Here is a 20569-nt window from a genome sequence, read left to right as displayed (position 1 = left end):
TCATTGCCATCGCGCGGGGTTAAGCTTTGCCTTTTCTGTAGAGGAACTATCGCAACATGCAATCGCCAGAGACCGCAGACATACACCAGCGGTTATGTCGCCTCCTTGATCGGCAACAGGCTCGCTACCGGGTTATGGAACATGAAGCCGTTGGTAAATGTGAAGCCGTATCTGCAATCCGCGGTACCGCGCTGGGACAGGGCGCCAAAGCGCTGGTCTGTAAAGTGAAAGGTAATGGGATAAGCCAGCACGTGCTGGCTATCCTTGCCGCCGATCAGCAGGCCGATTTATCCCGCCTGGCGCAGCATATTGGCGGCAGTAAAGCGTCACTCGCCAGCCCGGCAGAAGTCGATGCCCTTACCGCCTGCGTATTCGGCGCTATTCCGCCGTTTAGCTTCCACCCTAAGCTAAAACTGGTCGCCGACCCGTTGCTGTTCGAACGTTTTACAGAAATAGCCTTTAATGCCGGACTGCTGGAAAAATCGATCATTATGAATACCGACGATTATCTGCGTATCGCCCGTCCTGAGCTGGTAGCGTTCCGTCGCGTCATTTAACGCATCGCCGGTATGCGACAAGGTTCACGGGCAGCGCTGGTAGTCTTATTTGCAGCAAATAAATTAAAAGCCTGTTTATTCACGCGATTATGCGTAGAGTAAGCAGGTTTTCTTTTTTTATTTTGGCAAGGATCTCTGGCATGTTCGATACAACCCTGTTTATTTTGCTGGGGCTGGCGGCGCTCGGCTTTATCAGCCATAACACCACTGTCGCTATCTCAATACTGGTGCTCATCATCGTGCGGGTGACGCCGCTTAATGTTTTCTTCCCCTGGATTGAAAAGCAGGGGCTGACCATTGGTATCATCATTCTGACCATCGGCGTGATGGCTCCCATCGCCAGCGGAACGTTACCGCCCTCGACGCTTATCCACTCTTTTGTGAACTGGAAGTCACTGCTGGCGATTGCCGTGGGCGTGTTCGTCTCGTGGCTTGGCGGACGCGGAGTCGCGCTTATGGGTTCGCAGCCTCAGCTGGTCGCCGGGCTGCTGGTGGGTACCGTGCTGGGCGTGGCGCTGTTTCGTGGCGTCCCGGTCGGGCCGCTTATCGCCGCCGGCATTATTTCACTTTTTATCGGAAAGGCTTAGATAAACTGGCGTGGTAGCGGCCAGGCGTTTGCCCTAATCCTTTTTTAAACATGGTGATAAAGGCGGTTGTTGAATCATAACCGAGCGTCTGGGCGGTTTGCTGTACCGTCTGTCCGCGCACCAGCATCTGCAGCGCCAGAATCAACTGCAGCTGATGCCGCCAGCGGCGAAAGCTAAGCCCGGTCTCCCGCACCACCAGCCGCGCCAGGTTGCGTTCGCTCATGGCGAACGCCGCCGCCCACTGCGACAGCGTCTGCCAGTGCGCCGGATCGCGGGCCATGGTGTCGGCCATCCGGCGGATCTTCGGATGTCCTGAAACCGGCAACTGCAGGTGCTCCTGCGGTTGTTGCGGTAGCTCATCAAATAATACCTGCACCAGGCGCTGCGTAGGCGGCGCGTCAAGCGCCTCCCTGCCGCGTTCGGCAAGGGTCATAATCAACTCTCGCACCAGGGGTGAGATTTTTAACGTGCAGCAATGCTCAGGCATCGGCGCCGCCCCCGGTTCGATGAACAAAAAGCACACCTGCGCCCCTGGCGTTGCACGATTGCTGTGTGGAAGCTGACCCGGTACCCACACCGCATACAGCGGCGGCACCATCCACATAGCGTTATCCACTTCGCAGGTTAAAGCGCCGTGCAGCGCGAGGATCAGTTGACCTTTGCGGTGCTGATGGCGCGGAATAAACTGCTCGTCGTCCACCACCTGGATGCGAAACGCCAGCGCCGCTTCATGGCCGCTGTCTGGTTCATAGCCGTCTAAACCCAGTCCAATCATCAAATTGTCCGATATTAGCGATAATCTGTCATTTTAGCTTGATTCAAACAGCGGTTAAACAGGCTATTGTTACGACCCTGTTTATTAGTCTGAGAACGTTATGAGTCCTGTTTCTTCCTCTGCCGACGGCAGCAAGCTGCTGCTGATTGTCGGCATTTTATTTATCGCCGCCACGCTACGGGTAACTTTCACCGGTATCGCCCCACTGCTGGATGCGATACGCGCTGAATACCAACTGACGACGGCGCAAACCGGGCTGCTCACTACACTACCTTTGCTGGCCTTCGGACTGGTCTCTCCGCTGGCGGCCGGCGTCGCCCGCCGTTTCGGCATTGAGCGTAGCCTGCTGCTGGCGATGGTGATTATTTGCCTCGGGATCGGATTACGTTCCCTCCCCTCAACAGCCTGGCTATATCTCGGTACAGCGCTCATTGGCTGCGGAATCGCGCTGGGTAACGTGCTGCTGCCTGGGTTAATTAAGCGTGATTTTTCCGGCCATGTCGCCCGTATGACCGGCGCCTACTCCATTACCATGGGCGCGGCGGCGGCGGCAGGTTCCGCAATGGTGGTGCCGCTGGCGCTAGTGGGTTTTGGCTGGCGCGGCGCGCTGCTGCTGCTGATGATTTTCCCCCTATTTGCGCTCTTTCTCTGGCTGCCGCAGGCCCGCCGCCAGGCTTCCACGCCGATGACCGGTTCGGGCGCCGCGCACAATCGGGGGATCTGGCGTTCGGCGCTGGCCTGGCAGGTAACGCTGTTCCTCGGCATTAATTCACTGGTCTATTACGTGATCGTCGGTTGGCTGCCCGCAATCCTGCAGAGTATGGGCTACAGCGAAGCGCAGGCTGGCTCTCTGCATGGTCTGTTGCAGCTGGCGACCGCTGCGCCTGGCCTGGCCATCCCGCTAGTACTCCATCGCCTGAAAGATCAGCGTGGCATCGCCGTTCTGGTCGCCTTAATGTGCGTGTTCAGCACGCTCGGTCTGTGGTTACTGCCCGGTCAGGCGGTGATCTGGACATTGATTTTTGGTTTCGGATCCGGCGCTACCATGATCCTTGGCCTGACGTTTATTGGCCTGCGCGCCAGCTCAGCGCATCAGGCCGCGGCGCTCTCCGGCATGGCGCAGACTATCGGTTATCTGCTGGCCGCCTGCGGGCCGCCGCTCATCGGTAAAATCCATGATGCTTACGGCGATTGGCATATACCGTTAATTATCGTCGCACTCATCGCAGTGATCATGGCGCTGTTTGGCGCCCTTGCCGGCAGGGCGCGGGAAATTCATTAATAACAAGGGTCGGCAGCCGGGGCTGCCGATTTTTTATTGTCGGGCTGCGTGCAGGAAAGCCTGTACCAGCGGCGCCGGACGCCCTTCCAGCGCGTTGCGCTCGTGCTGAAACAGCGTGGCGACGAAGAACGGATGGGTGGTTAACTCCACGGCGCGGATCTCGCCGTTCTCATCCCATCCGGTCACCCGCAGCGCGCCCTGCTCCAGCTCATGGGCAAAGCTTTCGGCAATGCCGTAGTTACAATGATATCCCTCTTCAATGCTGTCCCGGCCATAAGCGCGAGCAATCAGCGTGTTCGCGCGCAGCTCGATAGCGTCTGATTTCTCCACCAGCGAACAGCTTAACGGCGCAATGACCATTCGCCCTTCGCTATCGGTTTCGGCGTGCGCCGCATCCTGCCATCCCATTACATTACGGGCGTATTCGATAATCGCGTGCTGGAAACCGCCGCAGGTGCCGAGGAACGGAATACCATTTTCACGGGCGTAACGAATGGCGATAAATGCGCCTTCGGCGTTTTTATACGGGCTGGCGGGAACCACCCAGATAGCGTCATAATCGGTGAGCCGGTCAGCGCTGGTAATCTCGCTGGTGGCTATCCAGTCATAACTCACCGGTTGTTCCAGAACCGCGGCAGCGTCATCGATAGCCAGCGGAATCGCCTTATGGGCAATCACGTCAGGGTTGTAATCGCCAACAAGGGCAATGCGCAAAGGGGTGTTCATAGCAGGATCCTTATGTCTGTGGATTATCTGGCAACACAAGGAACCTCAGATTAGCGTTATCATTCGCGGAACACAATGGTTATTTATCGGTGTGCTGCAAGGGCTTGCCGCCAGATTGACATAACGACGGGAGAATAATGATGATTCAATGTAAACGCGTTTATGACCCTACAGAGGCCAGCGACGGTTACCGCGTGCTGGTCGATCGCCTGTGGCCACGGGGGATAAAAAAAGAGGATTTGCATTATGACGAGTGGTGTAAAACCCTGACGCCTTCCAGCGATTTACGCAAGGCTCTGCATGGAGAAGCGATTGACTTCCCTCACTTCCGCCAGCAGTACCACAAAGAACTGGAAAACCATCGCGATGAAGGGCTACGGCTCGCCAAATTGGCCAACCAGCAACCATTAACCCTGCTCTATGCGGCAAAAGATACGCAACAAAACCATGCGCTGGTGCTGGCGGAGTGGCTAAAGAGCTTAATCTAGCGGCGGCGAATTATTTTTTCGCCGGATGATCGCGCCGCCACAGTTCCCATTCATCGAGCGTTTCGCCACTGGGAAGTTTACAGTCGGTGCGCACGCCCTGAGGTGTCTGGACCGGAACCTGCTTACCGCCCTTCTGGTCGCAATAGACGGCGGCCGGATTGGCCATCCCGATCGAGTTTGGCGGCGGCGGCGCATCAGGCTGTTGTGACTGAGCGCAGCCCGCTAACGCCAGCGGCAACATCATTACTATCCACTTCATAATTGCTCCTGTTTTATTCAAAGCGACCTTTCGCCCTGAATCTCCACGGTTTCTCCATTTTAACTACACTTTTGCCCTTTAGAGTAGCGCTCGTTCTCGAATTGACCAGAGAACAGATCATTCCATAATCAATGAGTTTTGCCCCATCGCCCCCGATGGGGCTTTTTTTTACCGTCGCGATAGCAGATATCCCCCTGCTAAATGTGATACATTCGTTATAAATATGTTTGTTATTAGCTGTTCGCTGCGCCAGCTCGCAGTACTGCGCTAACGTCCGGGGGCCGTTTCATTCATGTCAGACTTCATTCTTGCCCGCGTCTCACAGACGCTTGCTACCGAACGAACGCTCGAAACGTTGGTGCGACAATTGCTGGAAATGCTGGAGCTGGTGACCCGCATGGAGTCAACTTATCTCACCCGCATTGACTTCGAAGCCCAGCGCCAGCTCGTCATGTATGCCCACAACAGCAGCGAAATGCAGATCCCCGAAGGGTTCTCCGTTCCCTGGGACGAGTCGCTTTGCAAACGCGCGATCGATGATAACTGTATATTTTGCAACGACGTTGGCCAACGTTGGCGCTCCTGTATTGCCGCGCAGGAGCTCGGTATCGCCACGTTCTTCAGTATCCCGGTCCATCTTGCCGATGGTTCCTTATATGGCACGTTGTGCGCCACCAGCCGCGTCAAGCAGCCCTTTAACCTGGAAGGCGAGCAGGTCATGATCCTGTTCGCCAGCCTGATCTCTCATTACGTGGAGAAAGAGACGCTGGTTCAGCAACTGCGCAGCGCGAATGCGGCGCTGGAGATGCACTCCTATACCGATGAGTTGACAGGTTTAGCTAATCGTCGCGCATTGTTTAAACATCTTAAGACGCTGTTTATCACTGCTGGCGCCCAACAACGCCGACTTCTGCTTATCTTCATCGACCTCGATGATTTTAAAGCGATTAACGATAAACTGGGCCACCCCTGCGGCGACAGTTTTCTCATCCAGATAGGCGAACGATTAAGTGCCAGCGTGCGTGACGAAGATACCGTTGGCCGCCTCGGCGGCGATGAGTTTTTAATCATCGGCCCGGCGCTTGAATCATCCGCGCAGGAGGCGTTTATTGCCCAGTTACGCCAGCAGCTTACCGGACGTTACCGCCTGGCCGGACACGGTATAGAATATCCTGGCGCCAGCTTTGGTGTGATCGAAGTCGATCCGCGAAATATGGATGTTGAGCAGGCGCTACGCGCGGCGGATGAGGCTATGTACCACGACAAAAACGCACGCCGCATGCTGACCCGGTTCGATATTGACCAAAAAGCATAACTTTCCAGTATGATAGATAACATAACGTTAATAGACAGGAACTGAGCATGAAATTGGGTATTCTTTTTCCGGTGGTGATTTTCATCGTCGCCGTGGTCTTTCTGGGCTGGTTTTTTGTTGGCGGCTATGCGGCGCCAGGGGGGGCATCATGAAAAAGACGACCATTATTATGATTATCGTCGCCATCGTGGTGGTTGCCGGTACCGAATTGGGCTGGTGGTAATCTCATTTCTCCCCTCCGCCCGGTATTGCAGAGTTGTCTTATCTACTCAATAAGTTAAGACGATACACTCACTTCATCAGCCGCTTCGCTGTATTTATTTGCTAAAGCGGGCATTAACTGGAGAAGTGAGTAATGAAAAAACCGATGGTGTTACCGTTGATTATTGCGCTGTGCACGCTGTTATCGGGATGTATCGTAGATGATGGTTATCATCATCGACACCACCACCATCATCATGACCGTGGCTGGTGACAGATAGGATCATTCAAAAAGGCGAACAAGAGTTCGCCTTGTTGCATTTAGTCCTGACGATCAGAACCTAAAAACAGAAAGCCCAGCGGGATAGCAAATAACACGGTGAACACGGTACTGTAAACCATCACCATCGCGCCTTGCAGGAAGAACATTGAAGTTGTCCACTCCGAGTACGGCATGTTGTACTCGCTCACCACGCCACCGAACGTTGCGCGGCCCACGACGGCAAGCGCAATAGCAAATACCGTCGCCATCGACAACAGAAACTTCTTGCCGTTTTTATTACTGAGGATTTTTTGCAGAATCATCCGGGTTCCCTTCTCTGTGAGCGATAATCGGCTGTATATGTAACACCAATGCAATAAAAATTGAAGGGTTTTTGTTACAACACAGCGATTATCGCTGGCAGATAGTTTCCGGGATCAGGACTGCAGCGTCGCCAGGCGTGCGGCAAAGCCGACAAAGACCAGGCCGATCAAGCTGTTGCCCAATTTCGCCAGTTTCTTTTTGGTTTTCACATAGCGCGTAACAAACGAACCAGACAGGATAAGGAAGCTCATGTAGATAAAACTAATGATCTCCAGCGTCAGCGCCAGGATAAAGAACGCGACGCCCGGCGATGTCGCATTAACGTCAATGAACTGGACGAAAAAAGAGACATAAAAAAGGATCGCTTTCGGGTTGGTCAGGCTCAGGGTTAACGAACGTTTGAGGATCGCGCTCCCCGGCTCAGCATCGGCGGCATCATGCCCCTCGCGCTGTTTAAATACCGAGTAGAGCATTTTGGCGCCCAACCAAAGCAGATAAATCGCGCCGAGATAGCGCACAATATTAAACAGCACCGGGGTCGTTTTGATAAGCGTCGCAACGCCAGCAAAAGCCAGGAACATCAGAACCGCATCGCCGATAAATACGCCAGCGGCGGCAAGGTATCCTTTCTTAACGCCGTGCGCGATACCGGTTTTCAGTACAAAAAAAGTATTGGGACCTGGTACGAGAATGATAAAAATAGCCCCGACCAGGTAGGTCAGATAATTCAAAACACCAAACTCAGCGAACACGCTGCACTCCTTCGCTTTCAACAAAAAGTATGATCCGGCTCACGTTAACGCAACTGCGGTCATTTTGAAAGCGTGGAGCGCAACTGTGGTACTAATATACCGAAGTTTCGCCAAGCGGGCGGGTTTTGAACCGGCGATGCACCCACAGGTACTGCTCCGGCGCACGCAGAATTTCGCGTTCAATGACCTTGTTGATATAACTGGCGGCAATCTGTTTATCTTCGCCGGGATAATCATTCATGACTTCACTGATATGCAGGCTGTAGCCTTTACGATCCAGCTTGCGCACCATACTGATACTCAGCATTTTTGAACCGGAGAGGCGCGACAGCACCCAGGTACCATTAGTCGTCGCCGCCTGTGGAACCGAGAAGAACGGCGCAAATACGCTGCCCTTCGGGCCGTAATCCTGATCCGGCGCAAACCACACCGCCTCACCGGATTTCAGCGCATGTACCAGCCCGGAGAGATTACGACGGTCGATCATCGCTTTATTCGAGCGCAGACGAGCGCGAGTCTGCACCCACTCCATAAGCGGGCTATTGTGCGGGCGATACGTCGCCATCATCGGACGACACAAGCCCATTGCGCGGCCACCCAGCTCCAGTGACATAAAGTGAATGCCAACAACCATCACGCCTTTATCGGCGCTGAGCGCGTTGTTCAGATTGGCGATGCCTTCGACGTCAAACCATTTTTTAACGCGTTCATCGCTCCAGAACCACGCCATACCCGTTTCGATAAGCCCCATGCCGAGAGACATAAAGTTCTCTTCCAGCAGCTTTTCGCGGGCAGCGCATGACATCTCCGGAAAGCACAGCTCAATGTTACGCCGGGCAATGTGTTCCCGACGTTTCAGAAAACGACGTGATAACCGCCCTGCGCTAGTACCGAGCGTATGTAACACGGGATAAGGGAGTTGGACGATTAACCAAAGAATGGCCAGGCCAAACCAGGTCACCCAATAGCGGGGAAGCAATAGATGTTTTTTAAAGGCGCAAGACATGGTTTTTCCTGTAAACATTAAAATATAGGGTAACGCTTAAGGAAAAAACGAGTCCCTTCATCCGTCATTAGGCGATACAGCAAGTCAGACAATAGTAATCCTTGTAAATTCACGGCAGCAAGAAAAAATTACACTTAATGCCAAAATACATAATAGATTCACAGATGTTACAAATTGTAAAGCGAAAATGAAGTCCGTTCATTCATATTCACGCTGATAATCATTTTCGCGCTAATGATTTTTTCTGATATAGGAATGGACTTAAACTGCTATCTGGCGATTTTACAGGCATGACATCACGCAGGCCGCTGTTGACGCCGCCTTCCGGCACATTAGGCCCTGAACGCGCACGGGCAAAAACATACATACATCAAATATAGTCAGCGCAAACAATCACTGTGGATAATAATATTTGCGACCGTGCTAGCCGATTAAAAATGTTAGCTATTAATAAATATAAATAAGAACAGGATTATTTATGCTTACTGATAAATACTGACAAAAGTATAACATTGCAATTAACTAATAGTCGCGTTCGCAGGACTCTCAACTATTCCCTGGTTGTTACTTTTTGCTGCACTCCTGGTAATTAAACCGCATTGCCGATGCCATCTCGCAAAATTGAGACTGACAACACATTATCGCTGATTTGGGTTTGTCAGTCCGCGCCTATCGCCTCCTGAAAGGTGATGTAAAAGCAATCACTCCTCATCGCAACTAGATATGAATCAAACTGTGAAAGGATTCATCAAGTGATTAGCAGAATGAAAGCGACTATGTGAGCTAAAATGAATTGTTTACGGAGCGTGGATGAAGCCTCAGATATACATCTCTTCACTCATGCAGCGTCCGGGAGGCATTTGAGCATGCTTTCGGATGTCACAGGATTAACGGCAACAGCGGTTTACATGGACGGAGAGAAAAATGCGTATTGCCTTAAAGTCGGCTTTAATGCTGGTCACGCGCGTCATTAACGCCATCAACCCAAGGTTGGATCTGCATTTACTGCGCACGGCGCTGATAAGCTACAAATTATCGCTGGCGTTGGAGCTTCCAGCACTCCAGCAAAAAACCATCTTTCTGGCCGCGCTGCTGCATGATATTGGCGTACTGGGTGATAAGCGGCGCATTGACTCACTGAATGCGATAGATAACCTTTATGACCCACACCAAATCCGCGGCGTACAGATGCTTGCTGGCCTGGACACTTTTACCCTTATCCGTCCTATTATTGGCGATCACCACTTTGATCCAACCCGCAAAGGCAATCTGGAGCAGCATATCGTCTATTTTGCGGACTGCTTTGAGCGTCTCCTTCCTACGCAAGGCGTCGTTGCTCCAGACCAACAAAAGGCGCTCGTCGCCCGCTTTGTCGATGACTATCGCGATATCGATCCACCACTTTGCGATACTCTGCGTGAACTAGCGCAACACCCTACCTTCTGGCGCCATATGCAAGCAGAGCATATTCAGCGGTTGCTGGAAATTGTGGGGCCGATTAACGACGTATATATTGACATCGATGGTCTGAAAGATATTTGTTTGCTGATCGCGAAAATTGTCGATACCTACAGTAGTTTCACCGCCAGCCACAGCATCATGGTTGGCGAAATTTCTTATGCCCTCGCCGTCTATATGAATTTACCGCCGCTGGTGTGCCGTAAAATTGAAATTGCCGGCTATTTGCATGATATCGGCAAAATATATATTCCACTGGCGATCCTCGAAAAACAGGCTGAACTTAGCGATGACGAAGCCGAATTGATTCGCGAACACAGCTATATGACCGGTGAAATATTACGAGATTTCACCGATCTGGCGGAAATCATCGATTGGGCCGCTAATCACCATGAAAAACTCGATGGCAGCGGCTATCCACTTCATTTGAATCATCGTTATTTGCACCTTCCAGACAGAATTATCGCCGTTGCGGATATCTTTACCGCGCTCGTAGAGGATCGCCCTTATCGGCTCGGTATGCCGTATCAAGAGGCGTTACATCTTATCGAAACTGATGTTATAAATGGCGCTCTGGATAACGATGTGTATCTTGTTTTGCGCCAGCATGCCGAGGAGTTACACCACCTCGTCACCCGCATACCGCGCCTCTGAATCTTCCGGTTGGCTGCGGGGTTCTATAATAAAAAGACGAATGTCTCATTCATCTGCCTGCAAGGAAATATTCGGTGAGAATCGCCACCATGACTAACTGGGCCTACGGGATCACCGTAGGCCTGACCATTGCATCCGGTATGGCGATGCTAATGGCTTCCGGCGCCGATCGCGCTGAACGCCAGGCTGTACAACAACGGGATGCGTTCGTTCGTCTTGCCGATGAGATAGAAAGCGACGCGTGGGAGCTTTCGGACCTCACGCGACTATACGTCATCGAAAAACAACCAGAGACCCTGCAACAGTATCGTCAGCAGATCCAAGCTCTCAAATCAATTGAAGATCGGTTGCTTAAACTAAAAGACATTGGCGCCAGCCAGCAGGAGTTGGCGCTGTTGCGCGACGGCCTGCGTATTGTCGATGAATTACAAGATGAACAGCAGGCCGCCATCGATCGCGTCGCTCGCGGCGAAGAGAAAGAGGCAATTTTGCAGGTTTACGGCAAGCCTTATGAGCAGGAGTTGGATCGGGTGCAAACGCAGATCGATCATTTCCGCCTGCTGCTGGAAGGCCGAACGAACAACGCCATGCAGCAAGCTACTGAAAAATCGCGCCTCTGGCGGACGCTTTCGGAAGCGATGGTCGGCCTGACCGCCTTAATGTTTTTATTTGTTCTCGGTTTTATTCTCAAACGCCGGGTACTCACCCCAGTGGTACGACTCAGCGATGTGGTACAACGTCTGGCATCACAGGATTATGCCGTCGAACCACCGCACTTCAAACAGATCGATGAAATCGGCGATATGGCGCAGGCAATCCGCATCTTTCGCGAAAATGGCCTTGCCCGCCAGCGCCTTGAACAACAACGCGATGCCGACTGGGCGGTTCGTGAACTGCTGGCGCGAATGACTCAACGCTTGCAGGGATGTGAGTCATTCGAGGATGTGGTGAAGGTCGCTGAACTTTTCGCGCCCAACATCGCGCCGGACGTTCCTGGCCGACTGTATATTCTGGATACCGATCCCTGGCAAATGCGCTGCGTCGCGCAGTGGCTTTCGCCACCTGACGAGCCCGCAGTCTTTTATCCTGATAACTGCTGGGCAGTACGCCGCGGTCTGAGCCATCCGCCGGTTAACGGCGAGCCGGACATCGCCTGCTATCATCTGCCGCAAGAATGTAACGAGCAATCATTGTGCGTCCCACTGATCGCCCAGGGTGAAGCCATTGGCCTGCTCTCTTTTCGTAATGTCACCAGTGAGACAGCCCCTTCCCGCGCCTATCTCGAACTCATGGCGGAAGCGCTGGGCCTGGCGCTGTCCAATCAGCGTCTGCGCAACGCGCTGCTGGAAAAAGCGTTGTTTGATTCTCTGACCGGGTTGCGAAACCGCCACCATCTTGAGGAAGCGCTGCATACGCAGATGAATCTGGCGGTGCGCAACAACAGTCCGCTGAGCTGCCTGATGATTGATATCGATCACTTTAAGGCGGTTAACGATAATTACGGCCATGAAGCGGGCGATCTGGTGATTAAAAACGTCGCAGCGATCATCCAGCGCGCGGTTCGCGATATTGGCATGGCATTCCGCTATGGCGGCGAAGAGTTTTTGGTGCTGCTTTCCGGCAGCGATGAGGCCAGAGCGGAAGCCTGCGCGACTGAAATCTACAACAACGTGAGAAATATGACTTTACGCTGCGGGCTGACGGACATAGGCCAGGTGAATGTCTCTATCGGTATCGCCAGCTATCCGCAACACGCGCAAAGCGACAGCCTGCTACGTGCTGCAGATGCCGCGCTGTATCGGGCGAAAGAGCTGGGACGTTCGCGGATTATCCGCTTTGATATGCTGAAATCAGCATAACGTGTCACGCCAACCGGGAGTATATTGGCTCCCGCTTGGCGCATTACACCGATTTATCCACCCGGGTATCATTTCCCGACGTCAGGATACGCACCTTATCTCCCTTGTTGAAGATAAGCCGACCGTCGTAACCCTGTAGCACCTGTATCACCTGGCCACTATTGGTTTTGATTAGCAGTTCAACCTGCTGAGCGCCCTGCTGCCGATCCTGGTGATAGCGTGAAGCGCCAGCTCCGGCCAGGGCGCCTGCGGCGGTCATCGCCGTCTGCCCTTTACCATTACCGAATTGATGGCCGACAACGCCGCCCAGCGTTCCCGCAGCCAGCGTGCGAAGCGGCTGGCGCTGATGCGGGTTGCTAATAATATGGCTTTCCTGTACGACGCCATAATCGACCAACGTTTTAGTCCCGGCGACCCCAGCCTGGCTAAACAACGCGGTCATTCCCAGCGCAATAAAGAGAAACTTCTTCATGATGGCACCCTTGTCTTTTCATTGCGGAAAGTCATTACGCATGTTCCGCCAAAGGGCGCAACATGCGTACATTGTTTAGTTTAGTGCCTGCTGCAGATCTTTTTTTACCTGCTCGCGCTGTTCAGCCGTCAGTACCTGATTAATACCGAAGTAATATTTCACTCGGTAATAACGCGTTTGCTGATCCAATTGCGCAAAAGCGGCTAACTGCTGTTTTACTTTCGCATCATCCCATTTGCCGGATTGAATCACATCAACCAGAGCCCCATCCTGGTAACCACCAATTTTGATATTTTTGAGGTTTGTTTCCAGCTCCTGACGCAGGGCCTGAATTTTGCTGACCTGATCGTTGCTCAGCTTGAGATGTTGCACCACCGGGTCCTGGGATAACGGCGGTACTTCGGTTGTCGTCGCGGCCTGAGCGGCAACGGAAAGACCCGCAGTCATCAACACGGCGGCCAGGGTGTTACGCAAGAAAGTATTCACGATAAATTGTCCTTAATACGCTTTATAAAGAGTGCGGATTATTACCTCCGGAATATGATCCATCTGTAACTAAGCGTTAAATTTAAATCTGGACAAATTTACAATAGATTTTATTTAATAGATAAAATAGCGGAGATGTCAGCAGCGGATCTTTTTTTAACTACACTTATTGTTATATTGGTTGAATATTCTCTTCGATTCATCAGGAACGCCTTATGCCACCTCGTAGCGCCAGCGATCTCTACGCCGAAATGAAAAATATGTCAGTAGAAGAGCGTATTCGCTTTTTCTCGCTTTCGCTTGCGGAAATGCATCGTGAGCTGCAAGAGAGTATCAGCGAGATTGAGTCGATGCAGCGAGCGCTGGCAGAAAGCGAGGAGAACCATCGACAGCTGGTTGAGACCGCGCAGGATGCGGTGATTACCATCAATCATGCGGGCGTAGTGATTAACTGGAATCAGGCCGCGGAAAGAATGTTCGGCTGGTCCGCAGGGGAAGCTATCGGCAACAACCTGGGCGAGATGATCGTGCCGGAAGAGTTTCGCGAGCAGCACGCACGAGGTTTAATGCGCTTTCAGGCGGCTCAGCCGTCGAATATCCTTAATCGCACCATCGAAATTACCGCCCTGCATCGCACTAAAGGCAAGTTTCCTATCGAGCTGTCAATCTGGCCACATCAACAATCAGGCAAGCAGATTTTCTCCGCGTTTATTCGCGATATCACCGACCGCAAACAGCGGGAGCAGGTGGTCTGGCTGCACGCCAACTTCGACGCGCTGACCGGATTGCCAAACCGCAGGCTGTTGGTTAATCGCCTGGAGCTGGCGATTACTCAGGCTATCGCCAATGAGACAGAGGTGGCGCTGCTCTTTATCGATCTCGACCGCTTTAAGCCGGTGAATGATGTTTACGGCCACGCCGTGGGTGACGAACTGCTGCGGCTGGTAGCATTCCGTCTACAAAGCGTTTTACGAGAAGGTGATACGGTAGCCCGCCTTGGCGGCGACGAGTTTATCGCCCTGCTCCCCGGATTAAAGGTAAACGATCCGCTCCCCCGACAAACGGCGGAAAAAATCAGCAATGCGCTGACTCAGTCATTTTTGATCCACGAGTATGTTATTACGATTTCCGGCAGCATCGGCATTGCGCTTTTCCCTCACGATGCCGCGGATGCCGATACATTGCTGAACAGTGCGGATAAAGCGATGTACAGTAGTAAGAAGGGGATGCCGCGAGAGAGGTAAGTAAGGTATTCAGCCGTTCAGCGTCAAAATACTGGCCCAGGAAGCGCAGCGGATACGGTCTGGAGTACTTATTCCTGAACACTGCCGAACAGCGCGGCCTACACTTTGTATTGTTGTAACCGGCTGCTAGTGTAAAATGGAAAGCACCCTATGTGGAAAAATCCAACAGAGTGCTATAAGTTGATTTAGTATATGAAAAAGCATTCTTTATTGAATTACACAGCCCTCATTATGAAAAAGTAATAAATGCATCGTTTTCCATATAATAATTTAATCCTGAAATAAACTCATCCACCGTCGCATTTGATTTTTGATTCAGTGCACTTTTGAGAACATCCATAAACTGATCGCCGTAAAAAAACAACTCCAATTCATTTTGCTCAACGTATTCAGGATAAATTTCTTCATCATCACTAACTTCAGGATAACGATCCAGATAGCAAACAAGTTCGGGGGTAGCAACAGCTTCATATTCCTTTGTGTAAAGGCAAAAATTGTCTTTTGTGTATCCCTGATGAACAATTTTCGTAATTAATTCTTTTAAGCTATATGGCTTTATATACTCGAGTTCTTTCATTAGCATCTCCCTCCTGTTCTATGTACTCTGACTGGTTTTGGATTGCCTGTTGCACCATCTAACTTACCACCGCCCCACAGCCGGCTGCCGGTATCAAAAATGTTCTGTGCCGCCAGAGGTTCGCGGGTGACGGTTACCGTTTCCCCCGCTAGCACGTCGCCCTGCCAGTAGAACCAGCGCGTCTCTTCCGCCGTCTGCTTGAACACCCGGCGCCCCAGCCCGTCGTAACCGTAGCGCACCAGGCGCTCGCCCTTGCGCACCGCCACCAGCTGGCGGTTATCGTCCCAGCTAAAATCCTCTTTCTCGCCGTTATGCCGGACATCGCGCCGCTGTCGCAGCTCGCCCGCGCGATCGAATACATAACGCACCCCGCGCTGCAGCCCCTCGCGGAACCAGCCCCCGACGCTCTCATTCATCGCCCGGGTCTGCGTCTGCAGGTGGCTGCCCGCCGCATCCTGCACAAACTGCCGCAGCGTACCGTCCGGCGCGGTATGTGCCGTCAAACGCCCCACCGGATCGTAAGCGTAACGATCGCTGCCCCACAGGCTGTTATTTAATTAGCTAATTCAGCGTGCAGGATAACGTTGTTCTTCATAACCATTAGGAAATACATTTTTAATGGTATCGATGATCGCATTTTTATACGAAAATACAACTTCAAATTCTGTAAAAGATGATTCTGCATGTTCTTTTTGCTGAACATATATTTTCTTAAGAATAGAGTCTTCATAAACATAATCAGATACACTGCACCCATACATCCCCCAATTGAAATCTTTTTCAATCAATCCATCATTGTATACTGACAAAGAGATGTTTCGCAGCATACCGGCACTGGTAAAATAAATCCTTTCTAAGTTATCACCTTCATAGATACAAAACTCTTTATTAATTATATTTGATGTCTGTCCAAATATTTCTATTAACGATATACGTTCCAGGCTATCAAAGTGATAGATGTGTGTATTTTTTACATTTGCAGGTAATTTATTAAGTTTCTTACCTATCTTAAATCCAGCCCGTTCGATTTCATAGGGTCGAAGATTATATAATGCACCTTTGCTAACTACTACTTTAGTTTCGTTGAGTCTAACACTATCACTATATGATATAATATAGCTTTCACTATCGGAACTAATCTTATTAAATTTATCTTCTAAATCTTTCAATGTAATCATTTATCATCACCGTAAAATTAAAACGTACCATTAGCAATTTCAGCATTGATTTTATTTAGCTCGGATATAAAATCACCACTATTGTTCTTTATACTTAAACGATCATATACTTTCTGCTTATAAGCATTAGTATGAATGCTAGCATGATTTGGCAATTTGTTTCCTGCTGGCACAATCACTTTACTATTTGAAGGTAAAAATATACCGTTTTCCGCAGTGTTGATATCTATTCCTAATTTACTCATTTGGTTCTGCAAAGCGACCATCCTCTGATCTTTAGAATTTGACATAACAATATGATGTGCTGAATTTTTAAAACTTGGCTCACTTTTTCCTGCCGCAACCATATTCGCTCGAAGAGCTCTTGCATCACTTGAACAACTCAGCCCCCACGGATCCACCCATCCCAGCGGGTTCGGCGCATACTGATAAACATTCAGCCCACCGGCTAATCCAATCGGATCCTGACTAATAAATCCCGCAAATTCAGGATCATAGTAACGATGTCGATTATAGTGCAGCCCCGTTTCAGCGTCAAAATACTGTCCCTGGAAACGCAGCGGGTTGCTGATACGATCGGCGTAGATCTCCCCTTTTTCTCCCCATACGCCCGTCTTCTCTGACCACACTATCTCGCCCTGTAATGACGTCAGGCGGACCGGCGCGCCGTTCGGGTCACAATGATAGTGCCAGCTCTCCTTCCTGCCCGCTTCCTGCGTCAGCAGCGCCAGCGGCTGAAAACTTCCCGGATAGTACACGTACTCGCGCATACTGCTGAACAGCGCGGCCTGCGCTTTCTGCCGCTGCAGCCGGCTGCCGGTATCAAAAATGTTCTGTGCCGCCAGCGGTTCGCGGGTGATAGTGACCGTTTCCCCCGCCAGCGCGTCGCCCTGCCAGTAGAACCAGCGCGTCTCTTCCGCCGTCTGCTTGAACACCCGGCGCCCCAGCCCGTCGTAACCGTAGCGCACCAGCCGCTCGCCCTTGCGCACCGCCACCAGCTGGCGGTTATCGTCCCAGCTAAAATCCTCTTTCTCGCCGTTATGCCGGACATCGCGCCGCTGTCGCAGCTCGCCCGCGCGATCGAATACATAACGCACCCCGCGCTGCTGCCCCTCGCGGAACCAGCCTCCGGCGCTCTCATTCACCGCCCGGGTCTGCGTCTGCAGGTGGCTGCCTGCCGCATCCTGCACAAACTGCCGCAGCGTACCGTCCGGCGCGGTATGGGCCGTCAAGCGCCCCACCGGATCGTAAGCGTAACGATCGCTGCCCCACAGGCTGTCATCGCGCCGGGTCAGGTTACCCAGCCTATCCCAGCTGAAGCCGCTGGTGAACAGCGGTAAATCATTCTGCAACACCTGCTGCGACGTCAGCTGGCCGAGCCGGTCGTAGGTGAAATGACGCGTCACTTCAGCCGACAGCTGCTCGCTGACCCGCCGCCCGGCCTCATCGTAACCCAGCACGATCGGCGCATCGTCATTCAGCTGGATCTGGCTCAACCGGTCATACTCATCCATGGCGTAACGCACCTGATGACCGCTGTCGCTGCGCCGGGAGACCAGCAGGCCGCGCTCGTTATAGCCATAATGCAGCTGAAAACCGTCCTGCTCCTCCAGCAGCACCCGCCCGGCGTCATCATAGCGCCACGCCAGCCGCCGCCACGGATTCTCACACAGCACCATCCGCCCGCAGGGATCGTAATGATACTTCGCCTGCAGGGTATCGCCGCTGCGCCGCTCGCTTAGCCGCCCACCGCGGTCGTAACCGTAGCGCACCAGCCGCCCCAGCGGATCCTCACGGCCGATCAGCCGGTTGCCTTTATCCCAGCCATAACGGGTCACCTGTCCCCAGTAATCGGTCTCCGCGGCGATGCGCCCCAGCGCGTCGCGGGTCAGCTGCCAGCGCTGACCGTTCTGGTTGATCACCGCCAGCAGGCGATCTTCCAGGTCGTACTGATAGGCAAGCGTCGCGCCATCCGGCGTCTCGCAGGCGGCCAGCATTCCGGTGCGGTTATAACGAAAACGGGTTATCTGGCCGGCTTCATCGGTGAAGTGAAGCGGTGAATCTTCCCGGTCGTAAGCGACGCGAATTTCGCCGCCCTGCGGATTGACCATCGCCACCAGCCTATCCTTGCTGTCCCAGTGGAAACGGCTGCTACCGCCACTGGCGTCAATACGCTCCAGCAGCGTGCCGCGCGCGGAATGCCGCAGTTGAGTGGTTCCCGCGCCGGCCTGGCTCAGCGCCTGCAAAAAACCAAACCGATCATAGTGATAACGACTCTGCCCGGAACCCGGCACGTCCGCCGCGCTCAGTTGTCCGTACTCATCATACTGATAGCGCGTGGTGACGCCGGTAGGGTCCGTTCCCGCCAGCAGGTTGCCGCGTTCGTCATAGTCCGAACGCCAACACGCGCCTTTCTCATCAATCAACGTCAGCACATCGCCGTCTTCATTGTAGGCCGCCTGAATCTGGCTACCGTCCGGCAGATGTTCGGCGATCATTCGCCCCTGTTCATCATACTCCCAGCGACGCGCGCTGCCGTCCGGCTCAATGAGTTCGACGGTACGGCCAAAATCATCGTAGTGGAAGACGGTATTGCCGCCGATCGGATCGATCTCCGAAACCGGCAGGCCGTTATCATCAAAGCTGACAGACGTTACATGGCCGTTGGAATCGGTGATTTCCACTTCGTTGAGCAAGTCGTGCCAGGCGAAATGGTAATCCCATACGCCGCCGTCGCCCCAGGCGTGAACCACCCGCCACTCGTCATTGAACTGGTAGTGAAAGCCCTGGCCGTTACGGTCGACATGGCTGGTCATATGGCGCTGTTGATAGTAGAAGCGCCGCGGATGCGAAAGCGCATCGATCTCCGCGCTCAATTGATTATCGGTATCGTATTCATAGCGGGTCAGCGGTGTGATCTCGTCATCCAGCGCGTTGCGCAGGCGTAGCGCCCACAGGCGGCCATCCTGCCAGGTGACGAGGATCTCCCTGCCGCTCATGCCGCGCGTGCTGAACTCGCGGATGCGCTCAAGTTCGCGTCCCTGCCAATCGAACTGCCAGCCGTTACCGTTACGGTCTGCCAGCCGGTAAATCGCCAGCGGCCCGCGCTTACCGCGAAATTGCAGCCGCGCGCTCCCTTCCTGCTCAACATGCCAGAAGCATTCGCCATTGCGGGTTTCCCGCCACAGGCGGCTACCGTCCGGCAGGCCGACAATACCCTGATCGCGGCCGTCGGACTGCGGCAGCGCCGCAAACAGCGTCATCCCTTCCGGCTGAGTCAACACCGCGACGCCTTCATCGGCCAGTATTTCAAGGCGGGTGTCCGCCGGGGTTGACCAGCCGTAACCGCACAGCCCTTCTTCATCGAGATCTGCCGACGAGTAGCTTCGCGTCCACGCCAGCGGCAGGCGGCCGGGTAACAAAAAATCCTCATGCTCCAGGCTCACGCTACCGTCGCGGATATCAACCGGTTCGGCGCGTAGCACCCGGCATTTCAGGACGCCGGGATCCATGTTGCGAAACAGCTTCTGGCGCAGCTTTTTAAACCGCCGCATAAACAGCCGCCACTGCGGCGTTTTTTTAACTTTCTTCAACCCCTTGCCCAACCCGCTTAACCCGGCGCGCATCAGCAGCGCCATCAGGTTGATGGTTGGCGGCCCGCCGACAATCACATTGTTGGGAATCGCGAGGTTAAACGTCAGCGGCAGCGTTAGCGAGAGCGGCTTTGGTTTGCTCAGCCGCTTCAGGCGGAACGGCGGCACCATCCCGAGGATGTTACAGCTCAGCACCGGCATGCCGATGCGGGAAAACGGCTCACCGTCGACGGCGACGGTTTTACTGCCCATAAACAGCTCGTCTTCCATCTGCGGGCCGCCGGGCGCGCGCAGCGGCGGTACCCACACGCCGCCGACCGGAATATGCACCGCAATACCGCCGGTCCCCGCGCTGGCGCGTTTGATGCCGTTGACGTGTACGGTAGTGCCCAGCAGCGGCAGATAATCAAACACGTCGAAAACGATGCCGATATGCGGCGTCGGCAGCGGCCAGGGATAAGTATGGATATCCAGGCCAAGCTGCGGGTCGAAGTGAGCGCCGGAGTGCATCAGA

General features: G+C 53.2%; 22 protein-coding genes and 1 pseudogene. 11 read left to right on the top strand and 12 right to left on the bottom strand.

The window, feature by feature from the left end; translation table 11 throughout:
- The first annotated feature begins 56 nt into the window (after positions 1-56).
- Together PGR23_RS03730 and PGR23_RS03725 are read left to right on the top strand one after the other, a co-directional pair.
- Positions 57-557, top strand: coding sequence for a YbaK/prolyl-tRNA synthetase associated domain-containing protein (locus PGR23_RS03730; protein ID WP_047077929.1), 501 nt, complete (start codon positions 57-59; stop codon positions 555-557).
- Positions 558-697: 140 nt separating this feature from the next.
- A complete protein-coding gene (locus PGR23_RS03725) occupies positions 698-1144 on the top strand; it encodes a DUF441 domain-containing protein (protein WP_045393296.1) in 447 nt (148 codons plus the stop codon).
- Here the strand turns inward: PGR23_RS03725 and PGR23_RS03720 are convergent.
- On the bottom strand, positions 1128-1922 hold the full coding sequence (locus PGR23_RS03720) for an AraC family transcriptional regulator (protein WP_163351358.1): 795 nt from the start codon (positions 1920-1922) through the stop codon (positions 1128-1130). The genes PGR23_RS03725 and PGR23_RS03720 overlap by 17 nt on opposite strands.
- A gap of 97 nt (positions 1923-2019) precedes the next feature.
- Between PGR23_RS03720 and PGR23_RS03715 the strand changes: the two genes are divergently transcribed.
- Positions 2020-3201, top strand: a complete 1182-nt coding sequence (locus PGR23_RS03715) for a CynX/NimT family MFS transporter (RefSeq protein WP_213797709.1) — start codon at positions 2020-2022, stop codon at positions 3199-3201.
- A 33-nt stretch (positions 3202-3234) separates the two neighbouring features.
- Here PGR23_RS03715 and PGR23_RS03710 read toward each other — a convergent pair whose 3' ends face one another.
- Positions 3235-3927 (bottom strand): CTP synthase C-terminal region-related (seleno)protein, encoded by a 693-nt coding sequence (locus PGR23_RS03710; RefSeq protein WP_047066927.1) that lies wholly within the window; start codon positions 3925-3927, stop codon positions 3235-3237.
- A gap of 140 nt (positions 3928-4067) precedes the next feature.
- Between PGR23_RS03710 and PGR23_RS03705 the strand changes: the two genes are divergently transcribed.
- The gene (locus tag PGR23_RS03705) at positions 4068-4415 is read left to right on the top strand and encodes a DUF488 domain-containing protein (RefSeq protein WP_047045364.1); all 348 of its coding nucleotides are present in this window, start codon (positions 4068-4070) and stop codon (positions 4413-4415) included.
- A gap of 10 nt (positions 4416-4425) precedes the next feature.
- On the opposite strand, the gene PGR23_RS03700 is transcribed toward PGR23_RS03705, so the two are convergent.
- Positions 4426-4674 (bottom strand): putative hemolysin, encoded by a 249-nt coding sequence (locus tag PGR23_RS03700; protein WP_045374851.1) that lies wholly within the window; start codon positions 4672-4674, stop codon positions 4426-4428.
- 292 nt (positions 4675-4966) lie between these two features.
- Between PGR23_RS03700 and PGR23_RS03695 the strand changes: the two genes are divergently transcribed.
- The 4 genes from PGR23_RS03695 (at position 4967) to PGR23_RS03680 (ending at position 6464) form a co-directional block, all read left to right on the top strand.
- Positions 4967-5989 carry a sensor domain-containing diguanylate cyclase gene (locus tag PGR23_RS03695; RefSeq protein WP_047045139.1) on the top strand — a complete coding sequence of 341 codons (1023 nt, stop codon included), beginning with the start codon at positions 4967-4969 and terminating at the stop codon, positions 5987-5989.
- Between the two features lie 47 nt (positions 5990-6036).
- Positions 6037-6141, top strand: coding sequence for a YoaK family small membrane protein (locus PGR23_RS03690; protein ID WP_045374857.1), 105 nt, complete (start codon positions 6037-6039; stop codon positions 6139-6141).
- Positions 6138-6212 (top strand): protein YoaJ, encoded by a 75-nt coding sequence (gene yoaJ, locus PGR23_RS03685; protein ID WP_100279139.1) that lies wholly within the window; start codon positions 6138-6140, stop codon positions 6210-6212. The genes PGR23_RS03690 and yoaJ overlap by 4 nt, the downstream gene beginning before the upstream one ends.
- A 132-nt stretch (positions 6213-6344) precedes the next feature.
- Complete coding sequence (locus PGR23_RS03680; RefSeq protein ID WP_072201265.1) at positions 6345-6464, top strand: hypothetical protein; 120 nt, start codon at positions 6345-6347, stop codon at positions 6462-6464.
- Positions 6465-6511: 47 nt separating this feature from the next.
- Here PGR23_RS03680 and PGR23_RS03675 read toward each other — a convergent pair whose 3' ends face one another.
- From PGR23_RS03675 to lpxP, 3 genes are all read right to left on the bottom strand, one after another.
- Complete coding sequence (locus tag PGR23_RS03675) at positions 6512-6775, bottom strand: DUF2534 family protein (protein ID WP_015366132.1); 264 nt, start codon at positions 6773-6775, stop codon at positions 6512-6514.
- A gap of 114 nt (positions 6776-6889) precedes the next feature.
- Positions 6890-7528: a leucine efflux protein LeuE gene (gene leuE, locus PGR23_RS03670; protein WP_047045141.1), complete on the bottom strand. Its 639-nt coding sequence runs from the start codon at positions 7526-7528 to the stop codon at positions 6890-6892.
- Between the two features lie 91 nt (positions 7529-7619).
- A complete protein-coding gene (gene lpxP, locus PGR23_RS03665; RefSeq protein ID WP_047045144.1) occupies positions 7620-8534 on the bottom strand; it encodes a kdo(2)-lipid IV(A) palmitoleoyltransferase in 915 nt (304 codons plus the stop codon).
- A gap of 924 nt (positions 8535-9458) precedes the next feature.
- Here lpxP and PGR23_RS03660 point away from each other — a divergent pair.
- Both PGR23_RS03660 and PGR23_RS03655 read left to right on the top strand, forming a co-directional pair.
- Positions 9459-10646, top strand: a complete 1188-nt coding sequence (locus PGR23_RS03660) for an HD-GYP domain-containing protein (RefSeq protein ID WP_045397987.1) — start codon at positions 9459-9461, stop codon at positions 10644-10646.
- A 74-nt stretch (positions 10647-10720) separates the two neighbouring features.
- A complete protein-coding gene (locus PGR23_RS03655) occupies positions 10721-12505 on the top strand; it encodes a diguanylate cyclase (RefSeq protein ID WP_396279597.1) in 1785 nt (594 codons plus the stop codon).
- Positions 12506-12548: 43 nt separating this feature from the next.
- Here PGR23_RS03655 and PGR23_RS03650 read toward each other — a convergent pair whose 3' ends face one another.
- Both PGR23_RS03650 and PGR23_RS03645 read right to left on the bottom strand, forming a co-directional pair.
- Positions 12549-12977, bottom strand: a complete 429-nt coding sequence (locus tag PGR23_RS03650; protein WP_047045152.1) for a glycine zipper 2TM domain-containing protein — start codon at positions 12975-12977, stop codon at positions 12549-12551.
- 75 nt (positions 12978-13052) lie between these two features.
- On the bottom strand, positions 13053-13463 hold the full coding sequence (locus tag PGR23_RS03645; protein ID WP_072251527.1) for a Spy/CpxP family protein refolding chaperone: 411 nt from the start codon (positions 13461-13463) through the stop codon (positions 13053-13055).
- A gap of 215 nt (positions 13464-13678) precedes the next feature.
- On the opposite strand from PGR23_RS03645, the gene PGR23_RS03640 reads away from it, so the two are divergent.
- Positions 13679-14707 (top strand): diguanylate cyclase domain-containing protein, encoded by a 1029-nt coding sequence (locus tag PGR23_RS03640; protein ID WP_047077923.1) that lies wholly within the window; start codon positions 13679-13681, stop codon positions 14705-14707.
- A gap of 229 nt (positions 14708-14936) precedes the next feature.
- Here PGR23_RS03640 and PGR23_RS03635 read toward each other — a convergent pair whose 3' ends face one another.
- The 4 genes and pseudogenes from PGR23_RS03635 to PGR23_RS03620 all read right to left on the bottom strand — a co-directional run bounded on the left by PGR23_RS03635 (position 14937) and on the right by PGR23_RS03620 (position 20565).
- On the bottom strand, positions 14937-15284 hold the full coding sequence (locus PGR23_RS03635) for a DUF7716 domain-containing protein (RefSeq protein WP_224108373.1): 348 nt from the start codon (positions 15282-15284) through the stop codon (positions 14937-14939).
- A gap of 77 nt (positions 15285-15361) precedes the next feature.
- A pseudogene (locus PGR23_RS03630) lies at positions 15362-15835 on the bottom strand (RHS repeat-associated core domain-containing protein); the annotation flags it as partial.
- Between the two features lie 15 nt (positions 15836-15850).
- A complete protein-coding gene (locus PGR23_RS03625; RefSeq protein WP_396279596.1) occupies positions 15851-16462 on the bottom strand; it encodes a hypothetical protein in 612 nt (203 codons plus the stop codon).
- Between the two features lie 17 nt (positions 16463-16479).
- On the bottom strand, positions 16480-20565 hold the full coding sequence (locus PGR23_RS03620; RefSeq protein WP_396279595.1) for an RHS repeat-associated core domain-containing protein: 4086 nt from the start codon (positions 20563-20565) through the stop codon (positions 16480-16482).
- Between the last annotated feature and the right edge of the window lie 4 nt (positions 20566-20569).

Origin of the sequence: Klebsiella sp. 141162 (assembly GCF_050600755.1) — a bacterium.
Lineage (GTDB): Bacteria > Pseudomonadota > Gammaproteobacteria > Enterobacterales > Enterobacteriaceae > Klebsiella > Klebsiella aerogenes.
Note: the sequence above shows the minus strand (reverse complement) of the source record. Positions and strands in the feature narration are given on the sequence as shown.